The sequence below is a fragment of the Streptomyces sp. NPDC023838 genome, from assembly GCF_040639555.1.
Taxonomy (GTDB): domain Bacteria; phylum Actinomycetota; class Actinomycetes; order Streptomycetales; family Streptomycetaceae; genus Streptomyces.
Map to the genome: position 1 here is coordinate 1 of NZ_JBFAAD010000005.1, position 26,145 is coordinate 26,145.

The window sequence follows — 26,145 nt, forward strand, 5'->3', positions numbered from 1 at the left end:
CGCGCAGTTCCCCGCGCCCCTGGAAGCGCCCCTCCGGGGCGCCCAGGGGATTGCCGCGCAGCGGCATCTTCAGGGGCGCGGGGAACTGCGCGACCAGCCACCGACGGCCCGCAGACGAACCCCGGGCCCCCTTACAGCAACTCCCTCAACTTCTCCGCCAGCAAGTCCCACCGCCACTTCTCCTCCACCCACGCCCGGCCCCGCTCCCCCATCCTGCGGCGCAGGTCCGGGTCCTGGAGGAGGGTGACGATGCGGTCCGCCGACTCCTCGGGGGCGCCACCGCGCACCACCCACCCCGTCTCCCCGTCCAGCACCGCGTCCGGCGCGCCGCCCGAGTCGCCCGCGACCACCGGCAGGCCGGTCGCCGACGCCTCCAGGTAGACGATGCCCAGGCCCTCGACGTCGAGCCCGCCCCGGCGCGTACGGCAGGGCATGGCGAAGACGTCGCCGGCGCCGTAGTGCGCGGGCAGTTCGGCCCACGGCACCGGGCCGGTGAAGCGGACCGAGTCCGCGACCCCGGTGTCCTGGGCGAGCTTGCGGAGGTCCTTCTCGTACGGGCCGCCGCCCACGATCAGCAGCACCGCGTCCGGCACGCGCGCGAGGATCGCGGGCATCGCGAGGATCAGCGTGTCCTGGCCCTTGCGCGGCACCAGCCGCGAGACGCAGACGACCACCGGCCGGTCGGTCAGGCCCAGACGCTCGCGCACCGCGGCGCCGCCCGAGTCCGGATAGAAGGTCTTCTCGTCGACGCCCGGCGGCAGTTGGACCATCCGGTCGGCGGCCCGCTCGGTGAGCGCGGTCGCGATCCGGGAGCGGGTGTACTCACCCAGATAGGTGATCGTGTCCGTGCCCTCGCCGATCCGCCGCAGCAGCTGCCGCGAGCCGGGCAGCTGGGCCCAGCCCGCCTCGTGGCCGTGTGTGGTGGCCACGATCCGTTCCGCGCCCGCCCTCCGCAGCGCGGGCGCCATCAGGCCGAGCGGCGCCGCGGCCCCGAACCACACCGAGGAGCAGCCGTGCTCCTTGAGCAGCCCGGCCGCGCGCCGGGTCACCCGGGGCGTCGGCAGCAGCATGGTGGTGCGGTCGCGCACCACGGTGAAGGGCTGTTCGGCGTCGAAGGCGGCGGTCGCCTCGACGCCCTCCCGGCTCCGCTTCCAGGTGGAGGCGTAGACGACCAGCCGCTCCGGGTCCAGCCGCAGCGCCATGTTGTGCAGGAACGCCTGGATCCCGCCGGGGCGCGGCGGGAAGTCATTGGTCACGATCAACGTCTTGTGCATCGCCGCCGACAGTACCGAACGGCCCCGCCTCGTCGCTCACGCACGGCCCCGCCCGGCATCATGACTGCTCGAAGTTCCAGAAAGCCGGTCTTACGGACGAGGTGGGCATGTCGGCTGGAAACGGCGCACGGACCGCGAAGAGCATCCGGGCCGTGGTGGCGGTGTTCGCCGTCACCCGGTGTCTGCTGCTGCTCTGCGTCCTGCGGGTCCTTCCCGTCCCGGGCCCGGACGTCACCAGCGACGTCTCGGTCATCTACCAGGGCTGGTACGAGGTCCTGAAGACCGGCACGTATCCGCTGGACGACGTCACCTGGCAGTACCCGCCCGCCGCCGCGCTCGCCATCCTCTCCCCCGCCGCCGTCCCCTTCCTCGACTACGCCTCGGGCTTCTTCGTCCTCGCGCTCCTCGCCGACGCGCTGGTCTTCGGGCTGCTGCTGTACACGTCCGGGTGCCCCGGCAAGTCCCGCGCGGGCGCCCGGATCTGGGTCTGGGGCGTACCGCTGCTCGGGCCCACCGCGTACGCGCGCTACGACCTGATGGTGACGGCGGTCGCGGTGGCCGCGCTGCTGGCCGGGCTCCGCCACCCCCGGACCCTCGGCGCGCTCGCCGCGTTCGGCTCCCTGCTCAAGGTCTGGCCCGTGCTGCTGCTCACCCGGGCGCCGCGCCGGGCCTGGGCCGCGGCGGCCCTCACCGCCACGGCGTTCCTGCTCGGCTGCCACGCGGTCGCGCCCGGCGCCTTCGCCTTCCTCACCTTCCAGCGCGACCGCGGCACCGAGGTCGAGTCGCTCGGCGCCCTCGTCTTCCACGTGGCCCGCCACCTCGGCTGGCACGGCCGGGTGCAGCTCAACTACGGGTCGGTGGAGTTCCTCGGCCCGTACGTGGGGCTGGTCTCCACCCTGGCGATGGGGCTGACGGCCGTGGCGTTCGGCTGGCTGCTGCTGTGGCGGCTGCGGGCGCGCCGCACCGGGCCGAGCACGCTCGCGGACGCCGCCTTCACGGCCGTGCTGCTCTTCACCACCACCAGCCGGGTGATCAGCCCGCAGTACCTGATCTGGCTGGTCGGGCTGGCGGCGGTGTGCCTGGTCTTCCGCGGCGCCCCGATGGCCCGCCCCGCCCATCTGGTGCTGGCCGCCGCGGGCGTGACCCTCCTCGAATTCCCCCTCTGGTTCTCGCACGTGGTGGCGAGCGACTGGCTCGGGGTGCTGCTCCTGTTCGTCCGCAACGGGCTCCTCGCGGTGGCCTCGGTGAGCGCGTGCCGCCGGCTGTGGCGGAGCACGGTCCCGCGGCCCCCGCTGCCCGTTCAGCAGGTCCGCACCAGGGTGTTCTCGGTCCTGGTGCGCTGATCCGCCGTGCGCAGCCGCCGGTGCATGCGCACGACGGCGGCGCACTGGAGCCCCATGGACAGTGCCATCGCCAGACAGATCCCCGGCAGCCCGAGCCCGGACAGGCCGAGGGCGAGCGGCAGTTGGAGGGCGACGCCGCACGCGGTGATCCCGGCGAGCGCCGGACTGCCGCCGCTGCCCTCGAAGACCCCGCCGAGGGCGATGAAGGCGGAGAGCAGCACGAGGTACGGGCCGAGGCAGCGGAGATAGAGCGTGCCGGCCGCCGCCACCTCGCCGGTGGCACCGAACCCCGCCATGATCCAGGGCGCGGACACGAGCAGCAGCAGCGCGGCCGTCAGCCCCAGCGCCCCGGAGACGAGCGCGGCCTCGCGCCCCACCGCGACCCGTTCGTCCTTCCCGGCGCCGAGGAGGTGGGCGGTGTGGATCGAGGCGGCCTGGCGTACGGAGTAGAAGGCCATGGTCGCCGCGTACATCGCCTTGGTCGCGATGCCGTACGCCGCGACCTCGCCGACGCCGATCCGGGCGACCACCGCGACCAGGGCCAGCGCCCCGGCCATCCGGACGACGAAGTCCAGCGACATGGGGAGCCCCGTGGTGAAGGTGCGGCGCAGGGCGGCGGCCCCGGACCCGCGCGGCGCGGCCCGCCGGGCCGCGCGCAGCGCCGGTTCGCGCCGCAGCGCCCCCAGGCCGACGGCGAGCGCGACGGCCCGGCCGGTGACGGTGGCCAGGGCCGCGCCGCGCACGCCCAGGCCGCAGCCGAGGATCAGGAGCGGGTCGAGGACGAGGATCAGGGCGTTGGCGAGGAAGGCGAGCCGCATGGGGGTGCGGGTGTCGCCCGCGCCCTTGAGGATGCCGTCGACGACGTTCGTGGCGAAGAAGACCGCCGTGCCGGGCAGCGCGATCGCGAAGTAGCCGGACGTCAGGGCGAGTACGCGCCCGTCCGCGCCGCCGAGCACCAGGCGGGCGAGCGGCTCCCGGCAGAGGTAGCCGCCGACCGCGACCACCGGCGTGATCAGCGCCCACAGCGCCCAGCCGCCGCGCACCGCGGCCCGTACCCCGCCCGGGTCGTCGGCGCCCCTGGCCCGGGCGACCAGGACGGTGGTCCCCGTGCCCGCCATCAGGATCAGGCCGAGCAGCAGGTTCTCCACGTTCGTGGCGACGGCGACCGCGGCGACCGGCTCCCCGCCGAGCCGGGCCACCCAGACCATGTTGATCACTCCGGCCGCGACCCCCGCCAGGAGCTCGAAGTAGACCGGATACGCGAGCGAGATCAACCGACGGCGGTGTGACACGCGAGTTCCCCCTCTTTTCGCTGTACCTCGATTCGAGGTACAGCGAAAAGAGATACCATGGCCGGGCCGAAAGGAGAAGTAGGTGCTGGAGCTGACGATCCTGGGGTTCCTCGACGAGGAACCGCTGCACGGCTATGAACTCAAGGAGCGCATCAAGGGGCTGAGCGGCCACGTCCGGCCGGTGAGCGACGGCGCCCTCTACCCGGCGATCACGCGCCTGGTGAAGGCGGGCAAGCTGGAGCAGCACACCGGCCCCGGCAGCGGCGCCGCCCCGCGCCGGATCCTCTCCCTCACCGGGGCGGGCCGCGCCGAGCTGCTGGAGCGGCTGCGCCACCCCAAGGACGTCGACATCACCGACGGGCAGCGGTTCTTCACCCTGCTCGCGTTCCTCGGGCGGCTGCCCGACCGGGCCGAGCAGGCCGCCGTGCTCCGCCGCCGCCAGGCCTTCCTCGCGACCCCGGCGAGCTTCTTCTACCGCGACGGCGAGCCCGTACGGGCCGAGGAGGCGCCGGACCTCTTCCGCCAGGGGATGCTCAGGATCGCCCGCGCGACCGGCACGGCCGAGAAGAAGTGGCTGGCCGAGGCGATCGAGGCGCTGGAGGCCTGACCCCGAAGAGGACCTCGGCCCACCTGGTCACACACACGCGGGCCCACAGCCGGCCCGGCGGGTCACACACGGGCCCACGGCCGGCCCGGCTGGTCGCGCACGGGCGCACGGACGGCTGGTCGCGCGCTCAGGCCCGCCGTCAGCCCAGCTGGTCGCGCACATAGGCCCGCCACAGAGCCGTGAACTCCTTCGGCGCCATGGACAGTTCGTCGCTCATCGCCTTCTCCAGCGCGCCCTCGCGGTGCTTCTGCCCGCCCACCTTCGCGTAGAAGGCCGCGAGCTTCGCCTCGCCCCAGCGCTGGGCGATCATGCGGCAGGCCAGCCAGCCGCCCTCGTACGCGCGCGCCAGCCGGTCCGCGCCGCCCTCGAAGCCGAAGTCGGCGTCGGCGGGCAGGTCGTCGGGCGCCCGGCCGCCCCGGACCGCCTGCTGGAGCTCGGGGGCTGCCTCGGCGGGGGTGCGGCCGGTGCCCCGGTAGCCGACCCAGTCCGCGTAGCCCTCCGAGAGCCACATCGGGGTCGCGGCGGAGGTCCGGGCGCGGGTGGCGACATGGGTGGTCTCGTGGGTGAGGACGACCCGCTGGCCGAGGTCGCCCAGTACGCCGTACGCCTCGGGGTTGACGATCACCCGGTCCGCGGGGCCCGTCCCGGCCCCGCCCGCCTCGCCGGTGGTCACCGCGGCTATCCCCCGGTACGAGGCCGGGGGCGCGCCAAGCAGCGCCGCCATCGCGTCGAGCGAGGCGGGCACCAGGACCACCACCCGGCCCGCCCAGCGGCCGGACCAGGCGGCCGAGACGGCGGGCACCGCGCGGTCGGCGGTGTGGGCGATCCGCTGGAGCGTCCGCCGGTCCTGGCCGACGCCGAGGACCAGGCTGTGCGCGCCGCGCAGCACGGACACCGGGCCCTGCTGCCACAGCGGCTCGGCGGCGCCCTCGCCCGGCCGGTCGCCCGTCACGTACCAGCGCCCGGCCCGCTCGTCGAGCTCGACGACCCTGGCCGAGGTCACCGGCGCGCTGTCGTACCCGTCGAGCCGGTAGCGCAGCTCGACCTGGGCAGTGGCCCGGTCGCCCTTGCGGCTGACGTCGGTCACCCGGTACGCCCAGGCGCTCAGCGGCACCTGGCGCAGATTGGCGAACTCGGCGCGCTGGGCGTCCCGCAGCGTCCCCGCGCCCGGGTCGAGCGCGGCCAGATAGCCGCGCTCGTCGTGCCCGAGGACGGCGGCGGCCCGTCCGTCCAGGGTGCGCTGCACCTGGCCGGTGACGGGGTCGGGAGCCGGGGCCGGGGCCGAGCAGGCGGAGAGGGACAGCAGCGCGGCGAGACCGTATCCCGCCGCGCGCCGTCGCCATCTGCCGGTCAGCCAGCCGTACGCCATCCTCCCGATCGTACGTTCACACGCGGGTGACCGAGGAGATGGGCATCATGCCCACCGGGTCGTAGCGCACCGGCGCGCCGGGGTAGGGGGCGTGGATCACCTGGCCGTTGCCCACGTACATCGCGATGTGGCTGGCGTCCGAGCGGTACGCGACCAGGTCCCCGGGCCGCGCCTCGGAGAGCGGGACCCGGCGCCCGGCGTACCGCTGCGCCTGCGAGGTGCGCGGCAGCCCCACGCCCGCGTGGGCGTAGGACCACTGCATCAGGCCCGAGCAGTCGAAGCCGGACGGGCCGTTGGCGCCCCAGATGTAGGGCCGGCCCACCGCCTGGCGGGCCGCCGCCACCGCGGCCGCCGCGCGCCCGGAGGCGGGCACCGCCCCGCTCAGGTCGGGCAGTTCGCCGCGCCCGGTGCGCGAGGCCCGGTCGAAGGCGGCGCGCTCGGACATCGGCAGCGCCAGCAGCACCCGGCGGGCCTGGGCGAGTTTGGACTCCACGGTCCGCTTGTGCCGGGCGACCTCGGCCCGGCTGCGCTCCAGCTCGGCGAGCTTGCGGGAGGCCTCGGTGCGCTGCTGGCCGATCCGCCGCTGCTCGTGCTGGAGTTGGCGCAGCTCGGCGCTCTGGCGCTCGCCGATCCGGTCGAGGGCCGCGGCCTTGTCGAGATACGTGTCGGGGTCCTCGGAGAGCAGCAGCGCGAGCGAGGGGTCGAGGCCGCCCGAGCGGTACTGGGCGCCCGCGATCGCGCCGAGCGCGCCCCGCATCCGGTTGATGCGCTCCTGGCCGCGGGCGACGCTGTCCTGGGCGTTCTTGACCTGCTCGCGCAGCTGGTCGGCGTGCTCGTCCGCCTTGTTGTACTGCTCGGTGGCCTCCTCCGCCTGGGCGAAGAGCCGGTCGACCCGCTCCTTGCCGGAGTCGCCCGGGTCGGCGCTCGCGGGCGCCGCGAAGGCCGCGGCCGCGGTGGCCGCCGCGGCGGACAGGACGGTGACCCGGGTGCTCTGGGAGAGGCCGGACTGCGTGGGACGGCGATGGGACGCCAAGGGAAGCCGCACTCCTTCCGCTGGTGCGGGCCCCTGCCGCCCGGGCGGGCGGACGAGTTGGAGGAGTCACGGGGGCACCGCACGGCGGACAGTAGCCGGGCGACCACACGGGGTTCAAAGACCCTGGCGTCTACGCAAAGTGACGCCCCGCCGGAGATCACAGGTCACCGGCGGGGCGTGGCGTCAGCATGAGTTGCCGGAATTCGCCCGTTCGGAGGGCGACGGCAATCGATTTGTTGCGCGCTGGAGGGCGCGTGGGCGACCCGGAGGTCAGGCGATGCGGACACCGAACTGGAACGGCATGTTGTCCATCGCCTCGTAGCGCACGCTGGCGCCCGGCTTGGGGGCGTGCAGCACCTGGCCGTTGCCCGCGTACAGGCCGACGTGGTGCAGGTCGCCGTAGAAGAGCACGAGGTCGCCCGGCTTGAGCTGGCTGCGGCCTATCTGCGTGCCGGCGCCGGCCTGGGCCTGCGAGGTGCGCGGGATGGAGACGCCCGCCTGGCGGTAGGCCCAGGAGGTGAGCCCGGAGCAGTCGTACGAGGCGGTGCCGGTGGCGCCGTACACGTACGGCTTGCCTATCTGGCTCTGGGCGGCCGAGAGGGCCGCGGCGCCGCGCTGCGAGGCGGGGACCTCGTGGCCGAGGTCGGCGCGCTCGTTGGTGCGGTTGGCGCGCGCGTCGTCGGAGGCGAGCGAGGCCTTCTCGGCGGCGGTCAGCGAGTTGAGGAGCTTCTGCGCGGCGGCGAGCTTGGACTGGGTCTCGGCCTTCTTGGTGCCGAGCTCCTTGCGGGTGTCCGCGAGGTCCTTGAGCTTGTCCTGGGCTTCCTTGCGCTGCTGCGCCAGGCTGCGCTGCTTCTCCTGGATCTTCTGGAGCGCCTCGGTCTGCTTGGCGCTCAGCTGGTCCAGGGAGGACGCCTTGTCCAGGAAGTCGTCCGGGTTGGCGGAGAGGAAGAGCTGCACCGAGGGGTCGATGCCGCCCGAGCGGTACTGCGCCGAGGCCATCGAACCGAGGCCGTCGCGGAGCTTGTTGAGCTCCTCCTGGCCGCGGGCCACCTTGTCCTGGAGCGCGCCGACCTGCTTCTCCAGCTGCTCCTGCTTCTCCTTGGCGCCGTTGTACTTCTCGGTCGCCTGCTCGGCCTCGTCGTAGAGCTTGTCGACCTTGGACTTCACTTCGCTCTTCGACGGCTTCGGGTCCGCGTGCGCGGCCTGGGACGTGAGAGCGACGGCTGCGGCGGCGGTCGCGGTGAGCACGGTCACACGGGTACGGCTCGCAGGCTTGGGTCGACGGTGGGACGCCACGAAGGCGAGCTCCTTCTTCCTCAGCCGCCGAACAGCGCAGACTCGGCGGGACCCTCACGGTCACCCCGGACGAGTGATCTACCGCGTGAAGGTTCGAGCCCCGACCCTAGTGACCCTGTTGTGATCAGTTCAAATCCTGATGGGAAAAAATTCGATCGCCGGGAGGATTCTTTACAGTCATCCCACGCGTAGTAATGGGCACTTGACAGAGCGCTGGGAACCGATCACCCGAATTCGGGCATTGAACGCAGGAGTTGCTAGACGCGCGAAAGCCGCTTCAAGAGCATGACGGACGCAACGGGCCGCGCTCCGGCCTTGGCCACCCCGTCCGCCACCTCGCGGTCGGTCGAGACGACCACCACCGGCCGCCCGGACGGCTCCGCCCGCACCAGCTGGCGGATCAGCTCGTCGGCGGTCACACCGGCCTTGGAGAAGAGGACCCGTACGCCACGCGGCGGCGCCAGCAGCACCGGGGCCGCGAGCTCCGCCCCGTCGAAGACGCAGGTCACCTCGGCGCCGGTCTGCGCGGCGAGCACGGAGAGGCCGCCGAGCAGCCGCAGCCGCTGCTTCTCCAGCGGCATCGTCGGATAGCCGGTCTTGGTGACGTTGTAGCCGTCCACCACCAGATGGACCTGCGGCAGCGCGAGCAGCTGGTCCAGGAGTGCCGGATCGGTCTCCGAGAGCGCCCGCGCCGCGATGTCCTTCGGGGTCATCTGTCCTGGTTCGACCGCGTCCACGGTGTCGGCGGGCCGCACCGAGGCCGGGGGCAGGGCGAGTTCGCGCCGCAGCCCGGACGCCGCGTCCAGGACCGTGTCGAGCAGCAGCCGCAGCCGCATGTCCTCGATGGAGCGGCCCTCGCGCACCGCGCGGCGGCTCGCCTCGACGGACGCCTCGGCCTCGGTGAGCCGGGTCCTGATCCGCCGCGACTCGCTCTCGGCGGCGGCCACCCGCGCCGCCGCCTCCGCTCTGATCCCGTCGATCTCCCCGGTGACCTTGCGCAGGGCGGCCTCGCCGCGCTTGACGTCGCTGAGGGCGCTGCGCAGCTTGCGCTGGAGCGCTTCCGCCTCCTTGCGGGCCGCGGCCAGGTCGGCGCGCAGCTCCTCCTGCTCGGTGCGCAGCCGCTCGTGCGCCTCGGCCAGCTCCGCGCGCAGCCGCTCCAGCTCGCGCCGGCCCTCCTCGTCGGCCCGCTCGGCGTCGGCGCGCTGGGCCTCCTCGCCGGCGGCGGCGACCAGCTTGACCCAGCCGGTGGGCCGCAGCACATACGCGGCGGCCGCCACGTCCACCGGATCGGCGGCCGCGGGCGGCGCGCCGGACTCCAGGGCGCCCGCCAGCTCCGGCTGCGCCTCCTTGAGCCGCTCGCCGATCCGCTGGCGGAAGACGGGGTCGGACTCCAGGGCCGCGGCCATGGCGTTGCCCGCGAACTTGGCGCGACGGGTCGGGGTGAAACGGGCGTACTGCCGCAACTGCGAGGGCAGTTCGGCGACGGTCAGCCCGCCGAAGGCGTCCGAGACCAGGGCGACGACCCTGCGCCGCACCCCTTCGGGCAGCGGGCGGTCGAGCACCTCGGCGGGGCCGTCACCGGCCGCGCCGGCCGGTTCGGCACCGCTTGCATGCTCCACGATCCGTCACCTCAACTGTCGTCCGTCGCTCACCGGGTCCGCTCACTCGGAGCCGGTGCCCGGCCTGTCCACCAGCTCGATCTGGTCCACCGCGTTGCACCAGCGACAGCGCACCGACTCGATGGTCTCACTGACCACCTCGCGTTCCTCGACCTTCGGCTCTCCGGCGAGGTCCAGATGGACGTACTCGACGACCTTCGACGAGCGGGTGACGTCGAAGCGGGTCAGATTGCCGCAGAGGGTGCAGCGCCACCGGGTGGTGGCGGTGGGCAGGGGAACGCTGGTCATGTGGTGCTGTCCTCTTTCCATGCTTCCAGGGGATTCATGTGGGTTCATGGTCCAGGATCTCGCGGTGCGCCGTCGAACTGCGGGTGTACTGCCCGTAACCCTACGGCCTACCCACCACCCCCCGGCACGGCGAGGCGGTCTGTACCGCTCGGTCCTGTTACGCCATGCTCTGTTCATGATCAAGCCGAGCGCCGTACGGGGTGCGGCGGTGCGGAGTGCGGCGGTGCGGGGCCCGACGGTCACCTACGCCGTGCTGGCGCTCTGCTGCCTGATCTTCCTCGTCAGCCCGGTGTCCGGTCTCAATCCCTCGTACGGGACGGGGGACGCGCTGCTGGCGGCGCAGAGCTCGTATTTCGCCCGGTGGGGTGTCATCCCGAACGAACTCACGGCCGGTGACCCCGGCGCGCTCATCACCCCCTTCACGGCGCTCTTCGTACACGGCAACTGGCTGCACCTGCTGGGGAACATGCTCTTCCTGTACGTCTTCGGCGTGATGGCCGAGGAGCGCATGGGCCGGGCCGGGTTCGCACTGTTCTACCTCGGCGCGGGCTACCTCGCCCTGCTCGCCTTCGCGGTGGCGCACGCGTCCTCCGACCAGACGCTGGTGGGCGCCTCGGGGGCGATCTCGGCCGTCCTGGGCGCCTTCCTCTATCTCTTCCCCCGGGCAAGGGTGACCAGCCTCTTCCCCTTCCTCTTCTTCCTGCCCCTGCGCTTTCCCGCCGCACTGGTGCTGCTGTTCTGGTTCGCGCTGCAGTGGCTGGCGGTACGGGCGGCTCCGGTGGGGCCGGGGGTGGCGTACCTGGCCCATCTGGTCGGCTTCGGCCTGGGGTTTCTCTACGCCTGGGGGCGGTTTCGCGGGACGGCTAGAGTGAAACGACCGAAACGACCGAAGCCGCCGGCATCGGCCGCCACCGAGGGAGAGAACCAGCCGTGATCACCGCGATCGTGCTCATCAAGACCAGCGTGGACCGGATTCCCGAGATCGCGGAGTCGATCGCGTCGCTGGAGAACGTCAGCGAGGTGTACTCGGTGACCGGCACCTACGACTTGATCGCACTGGTCCGGGTGGCCCGCCACGACGACCTCGCGGACATCATCCCCGGCCGCATCAGCAAGATCCCCGGGGTGGAGGCGACGGACACGCACGTGGCGTTCCGGACGTATTCGCAGCACGACCTGGAGGCGGCGTTCGCGATCGGCCTCGACGCGTAGCCCTTGGGCGGGCGGCGGGATGGGCGGCGGAACGGGTGCGTTGCTGGGTACGTGGCCGTCTGCGGACCGTGCTGGGCTGAGCGCGCAGTTCCCCGCGCCCCTTAAGTGCCGCTGCGCGGCATCCCCTGGGCGCCCCGAAGGGGCGCGTTCAGGGGCGCGGGGAACTGCGCGACCAGCCCCCACCAGCCCGCAGACGAAAGAGGGGACCCGGGGCGCAGCCCCCGCAACGGGGGGCCGGGGGCGCAGCCCCGCCAGGGGTCCGGGGCGCAGGGGCCGCAGGCCCCGCGACGGGGGCCGGGGGGGCAGCCCGCGGTCAGGGGTGCTGGGGCGGAGCCACCGTCACACCGCCGGGACGCAGCGGCCCTCCTCCGTGTGGTACGTCCACTTCGCCCCTTCCCGCACCAACTCCCGCACCGCCCCCACGAACCGCTCCACGTGCTCGTCCGGCGTCCCCGCCCCGAAGCTGACGCGGATCGCGTTCAGGGACCGCTCGCCCGGCTCCCCCTCCGGCGCCCCGCACTCCCCGGCCTCCCCCGGCTCGCCCCCGAGCAGCGTCCGCACCAGCGGGTGCGCGCAGAACAACCCGTCCCGCACCCCGATCCCGTACTCCGCCGACAGCGCCGCCGCGAAGTGCGAGCTGTTCCAGCCGTCCACCACGAACGAGATCACGCCGACCCGCGGCGCGTCGTCGCCGAAGAGCGACAGGACGCGCACCTCCGGGACCGCCGCCAAGCCCTCCCGCACCTTCGCGATCAGGTGCCGCTCACGCTCCACCAGGCCCTCGAAGCCCGCCTCCGTCAGCGCCTTGCAGGCGGACGCGATGGCGTACACGCCGATCACATTGGGGGATCCGGCCTCGTGGCGCGCGGCCGTGGTGTGCCACTCGACGTCCACCCCGCCGTCCGCGCGCCGCGCGACCGTGCGGGAGGCGCCGCCGCCCGCGAGGTACGGCTCGGACTCCCGCAGCCAGTCCGCCCGGCCCGCCAGCACCCCGGAGCCGAACGGCGCGTACAGCTTGTGCCCCGAGAAGGCGATCCAGTCGACGTCCAACTCCCGTACGGATACGGGGTGGTGGGGCGCCAGCTGCGCCGCATCCAGCACGATCCGCGCGCCGTGCGCGTGCGCCGCCGCCGCCAGCTCCTTCACCGGCCACAGCTCGCCGGTGACGTTCGACGCGCCCGTGACGCAGACCAGGGCGGGGCCGTAAGGGTCGCGGTCGGCCAAGGCGCGCTCCAGCGTCGCCACCGCCTGCTGCGGCGTGCGCGGCGCGTCGAGGTACGTCACCCGCGCGTCCCGCCACGGCAGCAGCGAGGCGTGGTGCTCGGTCTCGAAGACGAAGACCTGGCAGTCGGCCGGGATCACCTGGGCGAGGAGGTTGAGGGAGTCCGTCGTCGAGCGGGTGAACACGATCTGGTCGTCCGCGCGGCAGTCCAGGAACTCCGCCACCGCCGCCCGGCTGTTCTCGAACAGGTCCGTGGACAGCTGCGAGAGGTACCCGGCACCCCGGTGCACGCTGCCGTAGTAGGGGGCGTACGCGGCCACGTCGTCCCACACCCGCTGGAGGGCCGGGGCGCTCGCCGCGTAGTCGAGGGCCGCGTAGGTCACCTCGCCGCCGGTGACCAGCGGCACGGTGACGTCCCGGCCGAGCACCGGCAGCGGCGCGGCGCAGCAGGCTTCGCCGGAGGAGTCGGAGGAGGTGGAAGCGGAGGAGGAGGAAGCGGACGTGGCGGTGTACGTGGACATGGCGGTATCTCCCGGCAGGTCAAGGCGAAAGGAATGGCTGTGGAGCCCCACGGCACGACACGGCGGCGGTCCAACCGGCGCCGGATGCACGGGGGTTGACCTCGGAACGCGGGCAGAACGGGCCCGCGGAGGTGTACAGGAAAAGGGGCCGGAGGCCCTATCGCATTCGCTTGCTCACGAGACTGCTCCCTTGAGGACCAGGACCCCAGGGGCGCGCCACTCCGAACGGAGTGCGCAGGGGTCCGCGCTTGCCGCAGACCTCGCTGCCTGCGACCTGGTCTTCACCCGGGGCACCCCGCCACGGACGGAGGGTTGCCGGACAGCGGGCCGGGGCCGTAGTCGCTGTCACTCATGACCTTGGAAAGCATCCTGCCATACGTCCGCGTACGCGCAAGGCGCGGTCCGGATGCCGGACTGCGCCTTGCGTCACACGCGCGGAACCACAGCGCCCTCAGGCGTTGCTGGCGGCCACCCAGCGCTCCAGGGCGCGTCGCGCCGCCCCCGAGTCCACCGACTCGGCGGCTCTGGAGATCCCGGCCCGGATCTGCTCCACCAGGCTGTCCTCGCCCGGCTCCAGCGCCACGAGCGCCGCCGCCGAGTTGAGCAGCACCGCGTCCCGTACCGGCCCGGTCTCACCGGCGAGTAGCCGGCGGGCGACGTCCGCGTTGTACGAGGCGTCCGCGCCGCGCAGCGCTTCCACCGGCACCAGGTCGATGCCCACGTCCCGGGGGTCGAACGCCTCCTCGCGCACGGCCCCGTCCCGTACCACCCAGACCCGGGAGGTCGCGGTGGTCGTCAGCTCGTCCATGCCGTCGTCACCCCGGAACACCAGGGCGGAGGAGCCGCGCTCGGCGAGCACCCCGGCCACGATCGGCGCCATGCGCGCGTCCGCGACGCCGGTGGCCTGGGCCTTGACCCGGGCCGGGTTGGTGAGCGGGCCGAGGAAGTTGAAGGTCGTGCGGATGCCGAGCTCCCGGCGGGCGGCGGCGACGTACCGCAGGGCGGGGTGGAACTTCACCGCGAAGCAGAAGGTGACGCCCGCCTCCTCGGCGACCTGGACCACCTGCCGGGGCGTGAGGTCGAGGTTGACGCCGAGCTTCTCCAGGACGTCGGAGGCGCCGCTGGCCGAGGACGCGGCACGGTTGCCGTGCTTGACCACCTTGGCGCCGGTGCCGGCCACCACGATCGAGGACATGGTGGAGATGTTGACGGTCTTGGCGCCGTCGCCGCCGGTGCCGACGATGTCCACGGTCCGGCCGGGCACCTCGATCAGGTTGGCGTGCTCGTACATCGCGCGGACCATGCCGGTGATCTCGGTGACCGTCTCGCCCTTGGCCCGCAGGGCCACCGCGAACCCGGCGATCTGCGCGTCGGTCGCCTCGCCGCGCATGATCGAGTCCATCGCCCAGGCGGTCGCCTCGGCGCTCTGGTCGGTGCCGTTCAGCAGTGCGTCCAGTACGCCCGGCCAGGAGTAGGCCGCCACGCTGTCGCCGCCAACCGGGGTCACAACGTTCATGGTCCGCTCCTGGGTCCATCGACGGATAGGGATGGGAACACCCTATCCAGCCGGGGGGACGGCGAAGGGCCCCGTCCATCGCGTGGACGGGGCCCCAGTGCTGTGTGGCGTACAGCAGTGTCGCTGAGAGGGGATCAGTGGTGGCCGTGGCCGCTGGTGATCTCCTCGTACTCCTGGGGGGTCGGCTTGGCGATCTGGCTCTGCTCGCCGAAGTAACCCCTGTGGATCTTGACGCGCAGCTTCTCCATCGCGGAGACCTTGCGCTTGACACCGTTCTCGTCGACGGCCGCCGGCAGCTCGGCCGGGCGGGTCTGCTCGTGCGCGGTGAGCTTGTACAGCTGGCCCGCGTCGAGCGGCTCGTGGACCTCGACGAACTCACCGTGCGGCAGCCGCTTGATGATGCCGGTCTCGCGACCGTGCAGCACCTTCTCGGCGTCCCGGCGCTGCAGGCCCAGGCAGATCCGCTTGGTGACGATGAACGCGAGGACCGGGCCGACGAAGAACGTGATCCGGACGAACCAGGTGATGGCGTTGAGTGACAGGTGGAAGTTGGTCGCCCACAGGTCGTTGCCACCGCCGATCAGCATCACCATGTACGCGGTGATCCAGGCCACACCGATGCCGGTGCGGACGGGAGCGTTGCGCGGACGGTCGGCGATGTGGTGCTCGCGGGTGTCCTTGGTGATCCAGGCCTCGATGAACGGGTAGGCCGCGATCGCGAAGAGCACCAGCGGGAAGATCACCAGCGGGATGAACACACCGAGGACCAGCGTGTGGCCCCACAGGTTGATCTCCCAGCCGGGCATCACCCGGATGAGGCCTTCGGCGAAGCCCATGTACCAGTCGGGCTGGGCGCCGGTCGACACCTGGTCCGGACGGTACGGGCCGATCTCCCAGATCGGGTTGACCGAGGCGATCGCGGCGATGACCGCGATGACACCGAACACCAGGAAGAAGAAGCCACCGGCCTTGGCCGTGTAGACGGGCAGCAGCGGCGCGCCCACGACGTTCTTGTTGGTGCGGCCGGGGCCCGCGAACTGGGTGTGCTTGTGGTAGAAGACCAGGATCAGGTGAGTGATCATCAGGCCGAGCATGATGCCGGGCAGCAGCAGGATGTGGACCGAGTAGAACCGGGCCACGAAGTCGCCGCCGGGGAACTCGCCGCCGTAGATGAAGAACGACAGGTACGTGCCGATGACCGGCACGCCCAGGATGGCGCCCTCCATGAACCGGACGCCGGTGCCCGAGAGCAGGTCGTCCGGGAGCGAGTAGCCGGTGAAGCCGGTGAACATGCCACAGAAGAACAGCAGGAAGCCGAAGAGCCAGTTGACCTCGCGCGGCTTGCGGAACGCGCCCGTGAAGAAGACGCGCATCATGTGCACGAACATGCCCGCGAGGAAGATCAGCGCCGCCCAGTGGTGGATCTGCCGGATCAGCAGACCACCGCGCACATCGAAGCTGATGTGCATGGTCGAGTTGAACGCCTCGGACATCGGCACACCCTGGAGCGGAACGTAGGAGCCGTCGTAGACGACCTCGTTCATGCTCGGGTGGAAGAACAGCGTCAGGTACACGCCCGTGAGGATGATGATGATGAACGTGTACATGCAGATCTCGCCCAGCATGAAGGACCAGTGGTCCGGGAAGATCTTGCGCATGTTGGTCTTGGCCAGGGTGTAGATCCCCAGCCGGCCGTCGGCCCAGTCGGCGAACTTCTCGCCGTTCCCGGGCTCGCGGCGTTCGTCAGTCGTGGTGGTGCTCATCCGCGCTCCCAGAAGGCAGGACCGACGGGCTCTTCGAAGTCGCCGAGCGCTTCGAGGTAACCCTCGCTGTTCACGCCGATCCGCAGCTGCGGCAGAGCGTGACCGGCCGGGCCGAAGATGACGCGGGCCCCGTCGGAGAGGTCGAAGGTGGACTGGTGGCACGGGCAGAGCACGTGGTGGGTCTGCTGCTCGTACAGGCTGATCGGGCAACCGACGTGGGTGCAGATCTTCGAGAACGCCACGATGCCCTGGTGCGACCACTCCAGCTCGCGCTTGTCCTTGATGTTCTCCGGCTGCAGCCGGACGATCATCAGGGCCGCCTTGGCGATCTGGGTCTGGAAGTCGTGCTGGTCCTCCTCCAGGCCCTCGGGCTTGGCGAAGGTGAGCGAACCGACGGCCACGTCCTCGGGACGCAGCGGCTCGTTGGTGTTCATGTTGATGAGGGCCTTGCCCTTGGCCCACATCGTCTTGCGCAGCTTGTCCTCGGGCAGGGTGCCGAGGTCGCGCAGGAGCACCACACCCGCGAGCGGCACCATGGCCAGCGCGCCGTACATGGTGTTGCGAATGAGCTTGCGGCGGCCGAAGCCGGACTCGCGGACGCCGTCCGCCCAGTCCTGCATGACCTTCTCGCGGACCTCCGGCGGCGCCGAGATCTCGTGACGCTCGTCGGACATCTCCTCGTCGGACATCAGCGTGCGGGCCCAGTGGACCGCGCCGGCGCCGATGCAGAACAGCGCGACGCCCAGGGTCAGACCCAGGGAGAAGTTCAGCGCGCTGACGTGCCCGAACGGGAAGATGTAGACGATCTTGTCGATCGGGAAGATCACGAAGGACGCGATGAAGGCGACCGTCGCGACCATCGAGAGCATGAAGAGACCGGCGACCACGCGCTCGGAGCGCCTGGCGGCCGCCTCGTCGATGTCCTGGACGCGCGGACGGTGGGGCGGCAGCCCCGGGTCCGCGAACGGGTCGCGGGCGCGCTCGACCGAGCCGTGCTCGGGGTCCTGCTCGCTGGGCAGGTTCTCGGAATTGTCTTGGCTACTCATGACTTCTTGGCCTTAGCGGAGTGGGCCGCGATCCAGATGGCGACTGCGATGAGGGCACCGAGGCCGAAGATCCACGCGAACAGACCCTCGCTGACGGGGCCGAGGCCACCGAGCGAGAGACCGCCGGGGCTCGCCGTCTTCTCACTGTTCACGGCGTCCAGGTACGCGATGATGTCCTGCTTCTGCTTCTGCGGCATCGTCGTGTCGGGGAACGACGGCATGTTCTGCGGGCCGGTCTGCATGGCCTCGTAGATGTGCTTCGGTTCCACGCCCTCAAGGGTGGGAGCGTACTTGCCGTGCGTCAGCGCACCGCCCTTGCCGGAGAAGTTGTGGCACTGGGCGCAGTTGGTGCGGAACAGCTCGCCACCCTTGGCGATGTCCGCGCCTTCCGGGCTGTACTGCTTCTCGGTCGGCTTGATCGGGCCGGCACCGAGGGAGGCGACGTACGCCGCGAGCTGGTCGATCTCGGCCTGCGAGTAGATGACCTTCTTCTTCGGCACCTGGGCGCCGGGCTGCTGCGCCGGCATACGGCCGGTGCCGACCTGGAAGTCCACGGCGGCGGAGCCGACGCCGACCAGGGAGGGGCCGTCAGAGGTGCCCTGCCCGCCGGTTCCGTGGCAGCTGGCGCAGCCGACGGAGTAGAGCTTCTTGCCCTCGTCGATGGCGAGGGACTGGGCGGTTTCGTCGGCCTTCGCCTTGTCCGCGGGCGCGAACGCGGCGTACAGCCCCCCGGTGGCCGCCAGCGCGAGGAGTAGGACGACGAGCGCCGCCAGCGGATGGCGTCGTCGTGCGGAGAGCTTTTTCACGGATTACCCCGGTGTCAGGATCTTCTGCGTCGATGCGGGATGGTGTCGGGTCTGCGTGCCCGATTACTTGATCAGGTAGATCGTGGCGAAGAGGCCGATCCAGACGACATCGACGAAGTGCCAGTAGTAGGACACGACGATGGCGGCGGTTGCCTGCTCGTGGGTGAACCTCTTGGCCGCGTAGGTCCTGCCGAGAACCAGCAGGAAGGCGATCAGACCGCCCGTCACATGCATGCCGTGGAAGCCGGTCGTCAGGTAGAACACCGAGCCGTACGGATCGGAGGACAGCGAGAGGCCGTCCTTCTTCACCAGCTCGGTGTACTCGAAGACCTGGCCTCCGATGAAGATCGCACCCATCACGAACGTGATCGTGAACCAGGTGCGCAGCTTCTTCACGTCGCCCCGCTCGGCGGCGAAGACGCCGAGCTGGCACGTGAGGGAGGAGAGCACCAGGATCGTGGTGTTCGTCGCCGAGAACGGAAGGTTCAGCGAGGACGCCATTTCCTTCCAGTGCTCGGCACCCGTCACCGATCGCAGGGTGAAGTACATCGCGAAGAGGGCCGCGAAGAACATCAGCTCGGAACTCAGCCAGATGATGGTTCCGACGCTGGTGAGGTTCGGCCGATTGACCGACGGGTGCGCGTGCCCGGTTTCTACTGTCGTTGCTGTCGCCACGACCGACATTATGTCGGTCGCTTATCCCGCCCTCACTCCGGGGGGTGCCGTTCGGTGTGTCCGGACCCTGTGTCCTGCCCGAACGGCCCATCCGGGCGCTCGCCGAACCGGTGTTGACACGGTGTCGGACGGAGTAGCATCCGCGCATCGGCTCCCGAGCCCGTACCGCCGTCGAATCGGAGGAACAATGCAGTCGAGCGCCACCGTACTTGTCTACAGCGACAACGCGAACACCCGTGAGCAGGTGCGGCTCGCCGCCGGACGCAGGCCCGCCTCCGACGTTCCCCCGGTGACCTTCCTGGAGTGCGCCACCCCGCACGCCGTCCTCAAGGAGCTGGACCGCGGCGGCATCGACGTCTGCGTCCTGGACGGGGAGGCCGTCCCGGCCGGCGGCATGGGCATCTGCCGGCAGATCAAGGACGAGATCTTCCGGTGCCCGCCGGTGCTGCTGCTCATGGGGCGCCCCCAGGACGCCTGGCTGGCCACCTGGAGCCGTGCGGACGCCGCGGTGACCCTCCCGGTCGAGCCGGTCGAGTTCGCGGCCGCACTGGCCTCCCTGATCCGTGCGCGGCGCTCCGACGGCGCCCTGGCCACCCGGGCCTGATCCCCCCACCGGGCGCTAGACCTGCGGCCGCAGCCGGGCGGAGTTCAGTTTGCTGTGCCCGGCCTTCAGGTCGGCCTGCAGCACGCTGCCCTTGCGCCACTTGTCCCAGTCCACGTTCCAGTCGCCGAAGCCGTTGTCGAAGGGCGTCATGTCCTCGCCAATGCTGTTGACGACCTTGACGATGTCGCCCTCGGTGACGGTCTCGTAGAACCACGCGGCGTTCCCGGTGGACATGCCCGTACAGCCGTGGCTGACGTTCTCGGCGCCCTGCGAGCCCACCGACCAGGGCGCGGCGTGCACGTACTCGCCGCTCCAGGTGACCCGGGTCGCGTAGTAGACCGGCAGGTCGTACGCGTCGGCGCTGCCCGACGAGATGCCGACGGTCTCCCCGCGCATCCGTACGAAGTACTGCTTGCCCAGCACCACCTTGACGCCGTTTCGGGTGGAAAAGCCCGGCTTTCCGGTGGTCACCGGAATGGTATTGATCACTTCTCCGTTGCGTTTGACCGTCATGTAGTGCGAGGACGCGTCCGTGATGGCCTCGATGCGGTCGCCCGTGGTGATCTTCAGGGGCTGCGCGGGGCCGCCGTACAGCTTGTCCGCGATCTTCACGCCCTCCAGGCGCGAGGTGGCCTTGATGGTCGCGCGGGTGGGCCAGTACTCCTTGGGCCGGTAGTGCAGCGTCTTGTCGTCGACCCAGTACCAGGCGCCCTCCACCGAGGGCGTGGACTCGACCTTCAGGGCGCGCTCCACGACCGCCCGGGCCGCCTTGTCCTTGATGGGCTTGCTGAGCTCCGCCGTGATGGGCTGCCCGACGCCGTACTTGCCCGCGTCCGGGCCGAATTCGACCTTCACGACGTCCTTGGGCAGGGCCGTGTCGAACGTCAGCGTACGGCGCCCCGGAGCGCCGTCCGAGTCCTCCGTGGAGACGACCACCGTGTAGTGGGTGCCCGCGATCAGCGGGGTCGTGGAGTGCCAGCGGTTCCCGTCGCCGTCGAGCTCGCCCGCGAGGTAGCGCCCGGCGGCGTCCGCGGCCGTCACGTCCGTGATGCGCCCGCGGCCGCCCCTGGCGGTGATCTCCAGGGGTCGGTCCGGATCCGCCTTCGCGCTGCCCGCCGGTCCGTTGTACGCGACCTGGCCGGCCGCGTCGTACGGCTTGGCCGAGAGCGGGTTGCTGCCGGAGTGGCCGCACGCGCCGGCGCCCGCCCCGAGGGCAATGACCAGCACGGTGCAGCTGAGGACGGTACGGGTACGCGGTGCGTGACTCATGACCTCACGTTATGAAGAACGGGGATGTTCGGCGCGCGGGATGACTGCAAACGGGCGGCGGCCCCGAGTGGCCCAGGGTCCCCGCACCGGCCCCGCGTACGCGAAAGGGCCCCGCGGGCTCTTGCGAGCCGCGGGGCCCCTTCACAGGTGCGTACGAGGACCTACTGGTTCTGGTTCTCGCCGCGGTAGTACTCGAACACCCAGCCGTAGATGCCGACCAGGATCAGCGGCGCCGAGAAGTACAGCAGCCACCAGCCCATCGCGATGGCCAGGAACGCGAGCGCGCCACCGACCGCCAGCGAGAGCGGCTGCCAGCTGTGCGGGGAGAAGAATCCCAGCTCACCGGCGTCGTCCGCGACATCGGCCTCCTTGTCGTCCTGCGCGCCCGCGTCGACCCGCCGGGCCGTGAAGGCCAGGTAGAAGCCGATCATCACGCTCAGGCCGAAGGCCATCACGAGAGCGGTCGCACCGGCCGGCTCCTTCGACCACACGCCGTACACGACGGCCATGATCAGGATGAAGACGGAGAGCCAGAGGAACATCTTGCCCTGGATCTTCACTTGCCCGCCTCCTTGCCGCCGGCGAGGGCGTTGCCGCCGTGACCGTGGTTCTCGAGCTGGTCGAGAGCCGCGATCTCCGGGTGGTGCAGATCGAACGCCGGCGATTCGGAGCGAATGCGCGGCAGGGTGAGGAAGTTGTGCCGCGGGGGCGGGCACGACGTCGCCCATTCGAGCGAACGGCCGTAGCCCCACGGGTCGTCGACCTCGATCTTCTTGCCGTACTTGGCCGTCTTCCAGACGTTGTACAGGAACGGCAGGATCGACAGACCGAGCAGGAAGGAGCTGATGGTCGAGATCGTGTTCAGCGCGGTGAAGCCGTCGGCGGCGAGGTAGTCCGCGTAACGACGCGGCATGCCCTCGGCACCGAGCCAGTGCTGGACCAGGAACGTGCCGTGGAAGCCCACGAACAGCGTCCAGAAGGTGATCTTGCCCAGGCGCTCGTCCAGCATCTTGCCCGTGAACTTCGGCCACCAGAAGTGGAATCCGGAGAACATCGCGAAGACCACGGTGCCGAAGATGACGTAGTGGAAGTGCGCGACGACGAAGTACGAGTCGGAGACGTGGAAGTCCATCGGCGGCGAGGCCAGGATGACGCCGGTCAGACCACCGAAGGTGAAGGTGATCAGGAAGCCGACGGCCCAGAGCATCGGTGTCTCGAAGGACAGTGAGCCCTTCCACATCGTGCCGATCCAGTTGAAGAACTTCACACCGGTCGGTACCGCGATGAGGAACGTCATGAACGAGAAGAACGGCAACAGCACGCCGCCGGTGACGTACATGTGGTGCGCCCACACGGTCACGGACAGACCGGCGATGGCGATCGTCGCGCCCACCAGGCCCATGTAGCCGAACATCGGCTTTCTTGAGAACACCGGGATGACTTCGGAGATGATGCCGAAGAAGGGCAAGGCGATGATGTACACCTCTGGATGGCCGAAGAACCAGAAGAGGTGTTGCCACAGCAGTGCGCCGCCGTTGGACGCGTCGAAGATATGGGCACCGAACTTGCGGTCCGCCTCCAGGGCGAACAGCGCGGCGGCCAGCACCGGGAAGGCCAGCAGGACCAGCACACCGGTCAGCAGGACGTTCCACACGAAGATCGGCATGCGGAACATCGTCATGCCGGGAGCGCGCATGCAGATGATCGTGGTGATGAAGTTGACCGAGCCGAGGATCGTGCCGAAGCCGGAGAAGGCCAGACCCATGATCCACATGTCGGCGCCGACGCCCGGCGAGCGGACCGCGTCCGACAGCGGGGAGTAGGCGAACCAGCCGAAGTCGGCCGCGCCCTGCGGGGTGAGGAAGCCACCGACCGCGATGGTCGAGCCGAACAGGTACAGCCAGTAGGCGAACATGTTCAGCCGCGGGAACGCCACGTCGGGCGCGCCGATCTGCAGCGGCATGATCCAGTTCGCGAATCCGGCGAACAGCGGCGTCGCGAACATCAGCAGCATGATCGTGCCGTGCATCGTGAACGCCTGGTTGAACTGCTCGTTCGACATGATCTGCGTGCCGGGACGGGCAAGCTCGGCGCGCATGAAGAGCGCCATGATGCCGCCGATGCAGAAGAACGCGAACGACGTGACCAGATACATCGTGCCGATCGTCTTGTGGTCAGTGGTGGTCAGCCACTTCACGACGACGTTCCCCGGCTGCTTGCGCCGGACCGGCAGCTCGTTCTCGTACGAGTCGTCTGCTGCCGCGGCACCCTGAGATTCGTTGAGGATGCTCACAGTTTGTTCGTCTCCGCGTTCTTGGCGGGGTCAGTCTGAGCGATGCCCGCCGGCACGTAGCCGGTCTGGCCCTTCGCCGCCAGCTCCTTGAGGTGCTGCTGGTAGCGCTCCGGGGAGACGACCTTCACGTTGAAGAGCATCCGGGAGTGGTCGACACCGCACAGCTCGGCGCACTTGCCGAGGAAGGTGCCCTCCTGGGTCGGGGTCACCTCGAAGGAGTTGGTGTGCCCCGGAATGACGTCCTGCTTCATCAGGAAGGGGACCACCCAGAAGGAGTGGATGACGTCACGGGACGTCAGCACGAAGCGGACCTTCTCGCCCTTGGGCAGCCACAGCGTGGGCCCGGGGTTTCCGGTCTGCGGGTTCCGCATGCCGGGGATGCCGACGTCGTAGACGCCGTCGGCGCCGGCCGGGAAGTCCTTGGTGAAGCGGTCCGGGATGGCGGACAGCTCCTTGGACTTCGCGGCGTCGCCCGTGGCCGGGTTGCCGTCCACGTTCTCGACGTAGTTGAAGCCCCAGCTCCACTGGTAGCCGACCACGTTGACGGTGTGGGCCGGCTTCGGGGAGAGCTCGAGGAGCTTCGACTCATCACGCGCGGTGAAGTAGAAGAGCACCGAGACGATGATGAGGGGGACGACCGTGTACAGCGCCTCGATGGGCATGTTGTACCGGGTCTGCGGAGGTACCTCGACCTTGGTGCGGCTGCGCCGGTGGAAGATGACGCTCCACAGGATCAGGCCCCAGACCAGCACGCCCGTGGCGAGCGCGGCCGCCCACGAACCCTGCCAGAGGGAGAGGATCCGCGGAGCCTCTTCCGTCACCGGGGTGGGCATACCGAGGCGAGGGAAGTCTTTCCAGTTGTACGAGCAACCGGAGGCGGTAGCCAGGACCAGGCCCGCGGTCAGCACCTGCAGCAGCTTCCGCCGCATCGGGCGCCTCGACGTGGGGGAACCGCCCGCGCCCTTCAGGCAGCGGGGGAGGTCGGAGCCGTTGGGACTCACGTAGCGCCTTCCCGAGAGTCTCGCCCGCGCCGGCCGGCTACGGCCGTCCGTCTCGCTGGTCGGTCGCCGCCCTGGCCGCGGGCAGGGGTTTGGATGTTTATGCGGACCAAACCCTACTGGACGCTATTTGGGGTCGCGCGGGGAGGGTGCCCAACGCGCCGCCCGGGCCCCCAAAGGGATGGAATCCCCGCTTCCGGGGGGTATCTGACGGGCCTTCCTGTACGTGTACGGCCGCTCTCCCCGGCGGGCCGGGGCGGGGCGGGCCGGGAGGACCGGAGGGCCAGCGTGACGACGTGCCGTGGCGGAACGGGAGCCGGCGTGACGGGTGGTCCCGGGGGGGCCGGCGTGACGGGTGGTCCCGGGGGGCCGGTGTGACGGGTGGTCCCGGCGGGCCGGCGTGACGGGCGGTCCCGGGGGGGCCGGCGTGACGGGTGGTCCCGGGGGGCCGGGGGGCCGGCGTGACGGCTGGTCCCGGCGGGCCGGGGGCCGGCGTGACGGCGTGCCGTGGCGGAACGGGGTTAGCGTGACGGCGTGCCCTACTTCGACGCCGCTTCCTCCGCTCCCCTGCACCCCGTGGCCCGCCAGGCCCTCCAGGCCTCGCTCGACGAGGGCTGGGCCGACCCGGCCCGGCTCTACCGCGAGGGCCGGCGGGCCCGGCTGCTGCTCGACGCGGCCCGGGAGGCCGCGGCGGAGGCCGTCGGGTGCCGTCCGGACGAGCTCGCGTTCACCTCTTCGGGGACGCGTGCGGTGCACTCCGGAATTTACGGCTCCGCTGCCGGGCGCCGACGCGTCGGTCGCCATCTGGTGGTGTCGGCGGTGGAGCACTCCTCGGTGCTGCACGCGGCCGCGGCCCTGGAGCCGGACGGCGGCACGCTGACGGAGGTCCCGGTCGACCGGACCGGGGCGGTCTCCCCCACCGCGTACGCCGCCGCGCTGCGCCCCGACACGGCGCTCGCCTGCCTCCAGAGCGCCAACCACGAGGTGGGCACGGCGCAGCCGGTGGCCGAGGTGGCCGAGGTGTGCCGGGCGGCGGGGGTGCCGCTTCTGGTGGACGCGGCGCAGTCGCTGGCCTGGGGCCCGGTCGAGGAGGGCTGGTCGCTGCTGGCCGCGAGCGCGCACAAATGGGGCGGCCCGGCGGGGGTGGGGCTCCTCGCGGTCCGCAAGGGTGTCCGGTTCGCCCCGCAGGGTCCCGCCGACGAGCGGGAGTCCGGCCGGGCCCCCGGCTTCGAGAACATCCCGGCGATCGTGGCGGCGGCCGCGTCGCTGCGGGCGGTACGGGCGGAGGCGGCCGCCGAGGGGGAGCGGCTGCGGGCACTGGTGGAGCGGATCCGGGTACGGGTGCCGGAGCTGGTTTCCGACGTGGAGGTGGTCGGCGACCCGGCGCGGCGGCTGCCGCACCTGGTCACGTTCTCCTGTCTCTATGTCGACGGAGAGACACTCCTCCACGAGCTGGACCGCGCCGGTTTCTCCGTTTCATCCGGTTCGTCCTGCACCAGCAGCACATTGACGCCGAGCCATGTGCTGCGGGCGATGGGGGTGCTGAGTGAGGGGAACGTGCGGGTCTCGCTGCCGGTCGGCACGGCCGCGTCCGATGTGGACCGGTTCCTCGAGGTGCTGCCCGGGGTGGTGTCGGCCGTGCGCGAGAAGCTCGGCGCGCCGGTCGTCACGTCCGGCCCGGCCGTCGCCCACGAACTGGTCGTGGACGCCCTCGGCAAGCGCTGCCCCATCCCGGTGATCGAGCTGGCGAAGGTGATCGCGGACGTCCCGGTGGGCGGCACGGTCACGGTCCTCGCCGACGACGAGGCCGCCCGGCTCGACATCCCCGCGTGGTGCGAGATGCGGGGCCAGGAGTACGTGGGCGAGTCGCGGCGGGAGCGGGGGTCTGCGTACGTGGTGCGGCGGGTGGGGTGAGGGGGCGGCGGGGTTTGAGGGGCGCGAGCCGGGTGGGGCGCGAGGTTGCCCCTGGCGGCACGATGACCCACAGCGGCGGCGGAGGTTGCGCACGGCGGGCGACTTGAGGGGCGCGGGCCCGGCGGGGCGCGAGGTTGCCCCTGGCGGCACGATGACCCACAGCGGCGGCGGAGGTTGCGCACAGA

At 71.2% G+C, this 26,145-nt stretch carries 23 protein-coding genes and 1 riboswitch; of the genes, 6 read left to right on the plus strand and 17 right to left on the minus strand.

All coding sequences use genetic code 11. From position 1 onward, the window contains the following. Positions 1-131: 131 nt before the first annotated feature. The gene (locus AB0G17_RS07850; protein WP_361377225.1) at positions 132-1,274 is read right to left on the minus strand and encodes a glycosyltransferase family 4 protein; all 1,143 of its coding nucleotides are present in this window, start codon (positions 1,272-1,274) and stop codon (positions 132-134) included. Positions 1,275-1,381: 107 nt separating this feature from the next. Between AB0G17_RS07850 and AB0G17_RS07855 the strand changes: the two genes are divergently transcribed. Then, complete coding sequence (locus AB0G17_RS07855; RefSeq protein WP_361377227.1) at positions 1,382-2,617, plus strand: glycosyltransferase 87 family protein; 1,236 nt, start codon at positions 1,382-1,384, stop codon at positions 2,615-2,617. Here AB0G17_RS07855 and AB0G17_RS07860 read toward each other — a convergent pair. Further along, the gene (locus AB0G17_RS07860; protein ID WP_361377230.1) at positions 2,575-3,909 is read right to left on the minus strand and encodes an MATE family efflux transporter; all 1,335 of its coding nucleotides are present in this window, start codon (positions 3,907-3,909) and stop codon (positions 2,575-2,577) included. The genes AB0G17_RS07855 and AB0G17_RS07860 overlap by 43 nt on opposite strands. A gap of 82 nt (positions 3,910-3,991) precedes the next feature. Between AB0G17_RS07860 and AB0G17_RS07865 the strand changes: the two genes are divergently transcribed. After that, positions 3,992-4,516 carry a PadR family transcriptional regulator gene (locus AB0G17_RS07865; RefSeq protein ID WP_361377233.1) on the plus strand — a complete coding sequence of 175 codons (525 nt, stop codon included), beginning with the start codon at positions 3,992-3,994 and terminating at the stop codon, positions 4,514-4,516. 139 nt (positions 4,517-4,655) lie between these two features. On the opposite strand, the gene AB0G17_RS07870 is transcribed toward AB0G17_RS07865, so the two are convergent. From AB0G17_RS07870 to AB0G17_RS07890, 5 genes are all read right to left on the minus strand, one after another. After that, positions 4,656-5,885, minus strand: coding sequence for a hypothetical protein (locus tag AB0G17_RS07870; protein WP_361377236.1), 1,230 nt, complete (start codon positions 5,883-5,885; stop codon positions 4,656-4,658). Between the two features lie 16 nt (positions 5,886-5,901). Continuing rightward, positions 5,902-6,918: an NlpC/P60 family protein gene (locus tag AB0G17_RS07875; RefSeq protein WP_361377239.1), complete on the minus strand. Its 1,017-nt coding sequence runs from the start codon at positions 6,916-6,918 to the stop codon at positions 5,902-5,904. A gap of 270 nt (positions 6,919-7,188) precedes the next feature. After that, a complete protein-coding gene (locus tag AB0G17_RS07880) occupies positions 7,189-8,214 on the minus strand; it encodes an NlpC/P60 family protein (protein WP_361377242.1) in 1,026 nt (341 codons plus the stop codon). Between the two features lie 257 nt (positions 8,215-8,471). Next, on the minus strand, positions 8,472-9,836 hold the full coding sequence (locus AB0G17_RS07885; RefSeq protein ID WP_361378033.1) for an NYN domain-containing protein: 1,365 nt from the start codon (positions 9,834-9,836) through the stop codon (positions 8,472-8,474). A 39-nt stretch (positions 9,837-9,875) separates the two neighbouring features. After that, positions 9,876-10,121: a hypothetical protein gene (locus AB0G17_RS07890; protein WP_361377245.1), complete on the minus strand. Its 246-nt coding sequence runs from the start codon at positions 10,119-10,121 to the stop codon at positions 9,876-9,878. A 175-nt stretch (positions 10,122-10,296) separates the two neighbouring features. Between AB0G17_RS07890 and AB0G17_RS07895 the strand changes: the two genes are divergently transcribed. Next, a complete protein-coding gene (locus AB0G17_RS07895; protein WP_361377248.1) occupies positions 10,297-11,055 on the plus strand; it encodes a rhomboid family intramembrane serine protease in 759 nt (252 codons plus the stop codon). Beyond that, complete coding sequence (locus AB0G17_RS07900) at positions 11,052-11,333, plus strand: Lrp/AsnC ligand binding domain-containing protein (RefSeq protein ID WP_361377251.1); 282 nt, start codon at positions 11,052-11,054, stop codon at positions 11,331-11,333. Before AB0G17_RS07895 ends, AB0G17_RS07900 begins: the two co-directional genes overlap by 4 nt. A 339-nt stretch (positions 11,334-11,672) precedes the next feature. On the opposite strand, the gene AB0G17_RS07905 is transcribed toward AB0G17_RS07900, so the two are convergent. The 6 genes from AB0G17_RS07905 to AB0G17_RS07930 all read right to left on the minus strand — a co-directional run bounded on the left by AB0G17_RS07905 (position 11,673) and on the right by AB0G17_RS07930 (position 18,891). Further along, positions 11,673-13,076 (minus strand): aminotransferase class V-fold PLP-dependent enzyme, encoded by a 1,404-nt coding sequence (locus AB0G17_RS07905; protein ID WP_361377254.1) that lies wholly within the window; start codon positions 13,074-13,076, stop codon positions 11,673-11,675. Between the two features lie 239 nt (positions 13,077-13,315). Further along, positions 13,316-13,433, minus strand: a riboswitch (SAM riboswitch). A gap of 94 nt (positions 13,434-13,527) precedes the next feature. Next, a complete protein-coding gene (gene trpD, locus AB0G17_RS07910; RefSeq protein WP_361377257.1) occupies positions 13,528-14,592 on the minus strand; it encodes an anthranilate phosphoribosyltransferase in 1,065 nt (354 codons plus the stop codon). 134 nt (positions 14,593-14,726) lie between these two features. Then, positions 14,727-16,355, minus strand: a complete 1,629-nt coding sequence (locus AB0G17_RS07915; RefSeq protein ID WP_361377260.1) for a cytochrome bc complex cytochrome b subunit — start codon at positions 16,353-16,355, stop codon at positions 14,727-14,729. Beyond that, positions 16,352-17,401 carry a Rieske 2Fe-2S domain-containing protein gene (locus tag AB0G17_RS07920; protein WP_361377263.1) on the minus strand — a complete coding sequence of 350 codons (1,050 nt, stop codon included), beginning with the start codon at positions 17,399-17,401 and terminating at the stop codon, positions 16,352-16,354. The genes AB0G17_RS07915 and AB0G17_RS07920 overlap by 4 nt, the downstream gene beginning before the upstream one ends. After that, positions 17,398-18,207, minus strand: a complete 810-nt coding sequence (locus AB0G17_RS07925; protein ID WP_361377266.1) for a c-type cytochrome — start codon at positions 18,205-18,207, stop codon at positions 17,398-17,400. The genes AB0G17_RS07920 and AB0G17_RS07925 overlap by 4 nt, the downstream gene beginning before the upstream one ends. A gap of 63 nt (positions 18,208-18,270) precedes the next feature. Further along, complete coding sequence (locus AB0G17_RS07930; protein WP_188274058.1) at positions 18,271-18,891, minus strand: heme-copper oxidase subunit III; 621 nt, start codon at positions 18,889-18,891, stop codon at positions 18,271-18,273. Between the two features lie 178 nt (positions 18,892-19,069). On the opposite strand from AB0G17_RS07930, the gene AB0G17_RS07935 reads away from it, so the two are divergent. Beyond that, complete coding sequence (locus AB0G17_RS07935; protein ID WP_361377270.1) at positions 19,070-19,486, plus strand: hypothetical protein; 417 nt, start codon at positions 19,070-19,072, stop codon at positions 19,484-19,486. 15 nt (positions 19,487-19,501) lie between these two features. Here the strand turns inward: AB0G17_RS07935 and AB0G17_RS07940 are convergent, their stop codons facing one another. The 4 genes from AB0G17_RS07940 to coxB form a co-directional block, all read right to left on the minus strand. Beyond that, positions 19,502-20,755, minus strand: coding sequence for an Ig-like domain-containing protein (locus AB0G17_RS07940; protein ID WP_361377273.1), 1,254 nt, complete (start codon positions 20,753-20,755; stop codon positions 19,502-19,504). A 161-nt stretch (positions 20,756-20,916) separates the two neighbouring features. Continuing rightward, positions 20,917-21,315: a cytochrome c oxidase subunit 4 gene (locus AB0G17_RS07945; protein ID WP_344075700.1), complete on the minus strand. Its 399-nt coding sequence runs from the start codon at positions 21,313-21,315 to the stop codon at positions 20,917-20,919. Then, the gene (gene ctaD, locus AB0G17_RS07950) at positions 21,312-23,048 is read right to left on the minus strand and encodes a cytochrome c oxidase subunit I (RefSeq protein ID WP_361377276.1); all 1,737 of its coding nucleotides are present in this window, start codon (positions 23,046-23,048) and stop codon (positions 21,312-21,314) included. Before ctaD ends, AB0G17_RS07945 begins: the two co-directional genes overlap by 4 nt. Continuing rightward, on the minus strand, positions 23,045-23,977 hold the full coding sequence (gene coxB, locus AB0G17_RS07955) for a cytochrome c oxidase subunit II (RefSeq protein WP_361378036.1): 933 nt from the start codon (positions 23,975-23,977) through the stop codon (positions 23,045-23,047). Before coxB ends, ctaD begins: the two co-directional genes overlap by 4 nt. A gap of 603 nt (positions 23,978-24,580) precedes the next feature. Between coxB and AB0G17_RS07960 the strand changes: the two genes are divergently transcribed. Continuing rightward, positions 24,581-25,960, plus strand: coding sequence for an aminotransferase class V-fold PLP-dependent enzyme (locus AB0G17_RS07960; RefSeq protein ID WP_361377279.1), 1,380 nt, complete (start codon positions 24,581-24,583; stop codon positions 25,958-25,960). Positions 25,961-26,145: the final 185 nt, after the last annotated feature.

Bases quoted from the DNA above. Each gene is read 5' to 3' on its own strand.
- AB0G17_RS07850 (WP_361377225.1), bottom strand. From the start codon at position 1,274: ATGCACAAGACGTTGATCGTGACCAATGACTTCCCGCCGCGCCCCGGC.
- AB0G17_RS07920 (WP_361377263.1), bottom strand. From the start codon at position 17,401: ATGAGTAGCCAAGACAATTCCGAGAACCTGCCCAGCGAGCAGGACCCC.
- AB0G17_RS07930 (WP_188274058.1), bottom strand. From the start codon at position 18,891: ATGTCGGTCGTGGCGACAGCAACGACAGTAGAAACCGGGCACGCGCAC.
- AB0G17_RS07940 (WP_361377273.1), bottom strand. From the start codon at position 20,755: ATGAGTCACGCACCGCGTACCCGTACCGTCCTCAGCTGCACCGTGCTG.
- AB0G17_RS07870 (WP_361377236.1), bottom strand. From the start codon at position 5,885: ATGGCGTACGGCTGGCTGACCGGCAGATGGCGACGGCGCGCGGCGGGA.
- AB0G17_RS07915 (WP_361377260.1), bottom strand. From the start codon at position 16,355: ATGAGCACCACCACGACTGACGAACGCCGCGAGCCCGGGAACGGCGAG.
- AB0G17_RS07895 (WP_361377248.1), top strand. From the start codon at position 10,297: ATGATCAAGCCGAGCGCCGTACGGGGTGCGGCGGTGCGGAGTGCGGCG.
- AB0G17_RS07890 (WP_361377245.1), bottom strand. From the start codon at position 10,121: ATGACCAGCGTTCCCCTGCCCACCGCCACCACCCGGTGGCGCTGCACC.
- coxB (WP_361378036.1), bottom strand. From the start codon at position 23,977: ATGCGGCGGAAGCTGCTGCAGGTGCTGACCGCGGGCCTGGTCCTGGCT.
- AB0G17_RS07855 (WP_361377227.1), top strand. From the start codon at position 1,382: ATGTCGGCTGGAAACGGCGCACGGACCGCGAAGAGCATCCGGGCCGTG.
- trpD (WP_361377257.1), bottom strand. From the start codon at position 14,592: ATGAACGTTGTGACCCCGGTTGGCGGCGACAGCGTGGCGGCCTACTCC.
- AB0G17_RS07935 (WP_361377270.1), top strand. From the start codon at position 19,070: ATGCAGTCGAGCGCCACCGTACTTGTCTACAGCGACAACGCGAACACC.
- AB0G17_RS07905 (WP_361377254.1), bottom strand. From the start codon at position 13,076: ATGTCCACGTACACCGCCACGTCCGCTTCCTCCTCCTCCGCTTCCACC.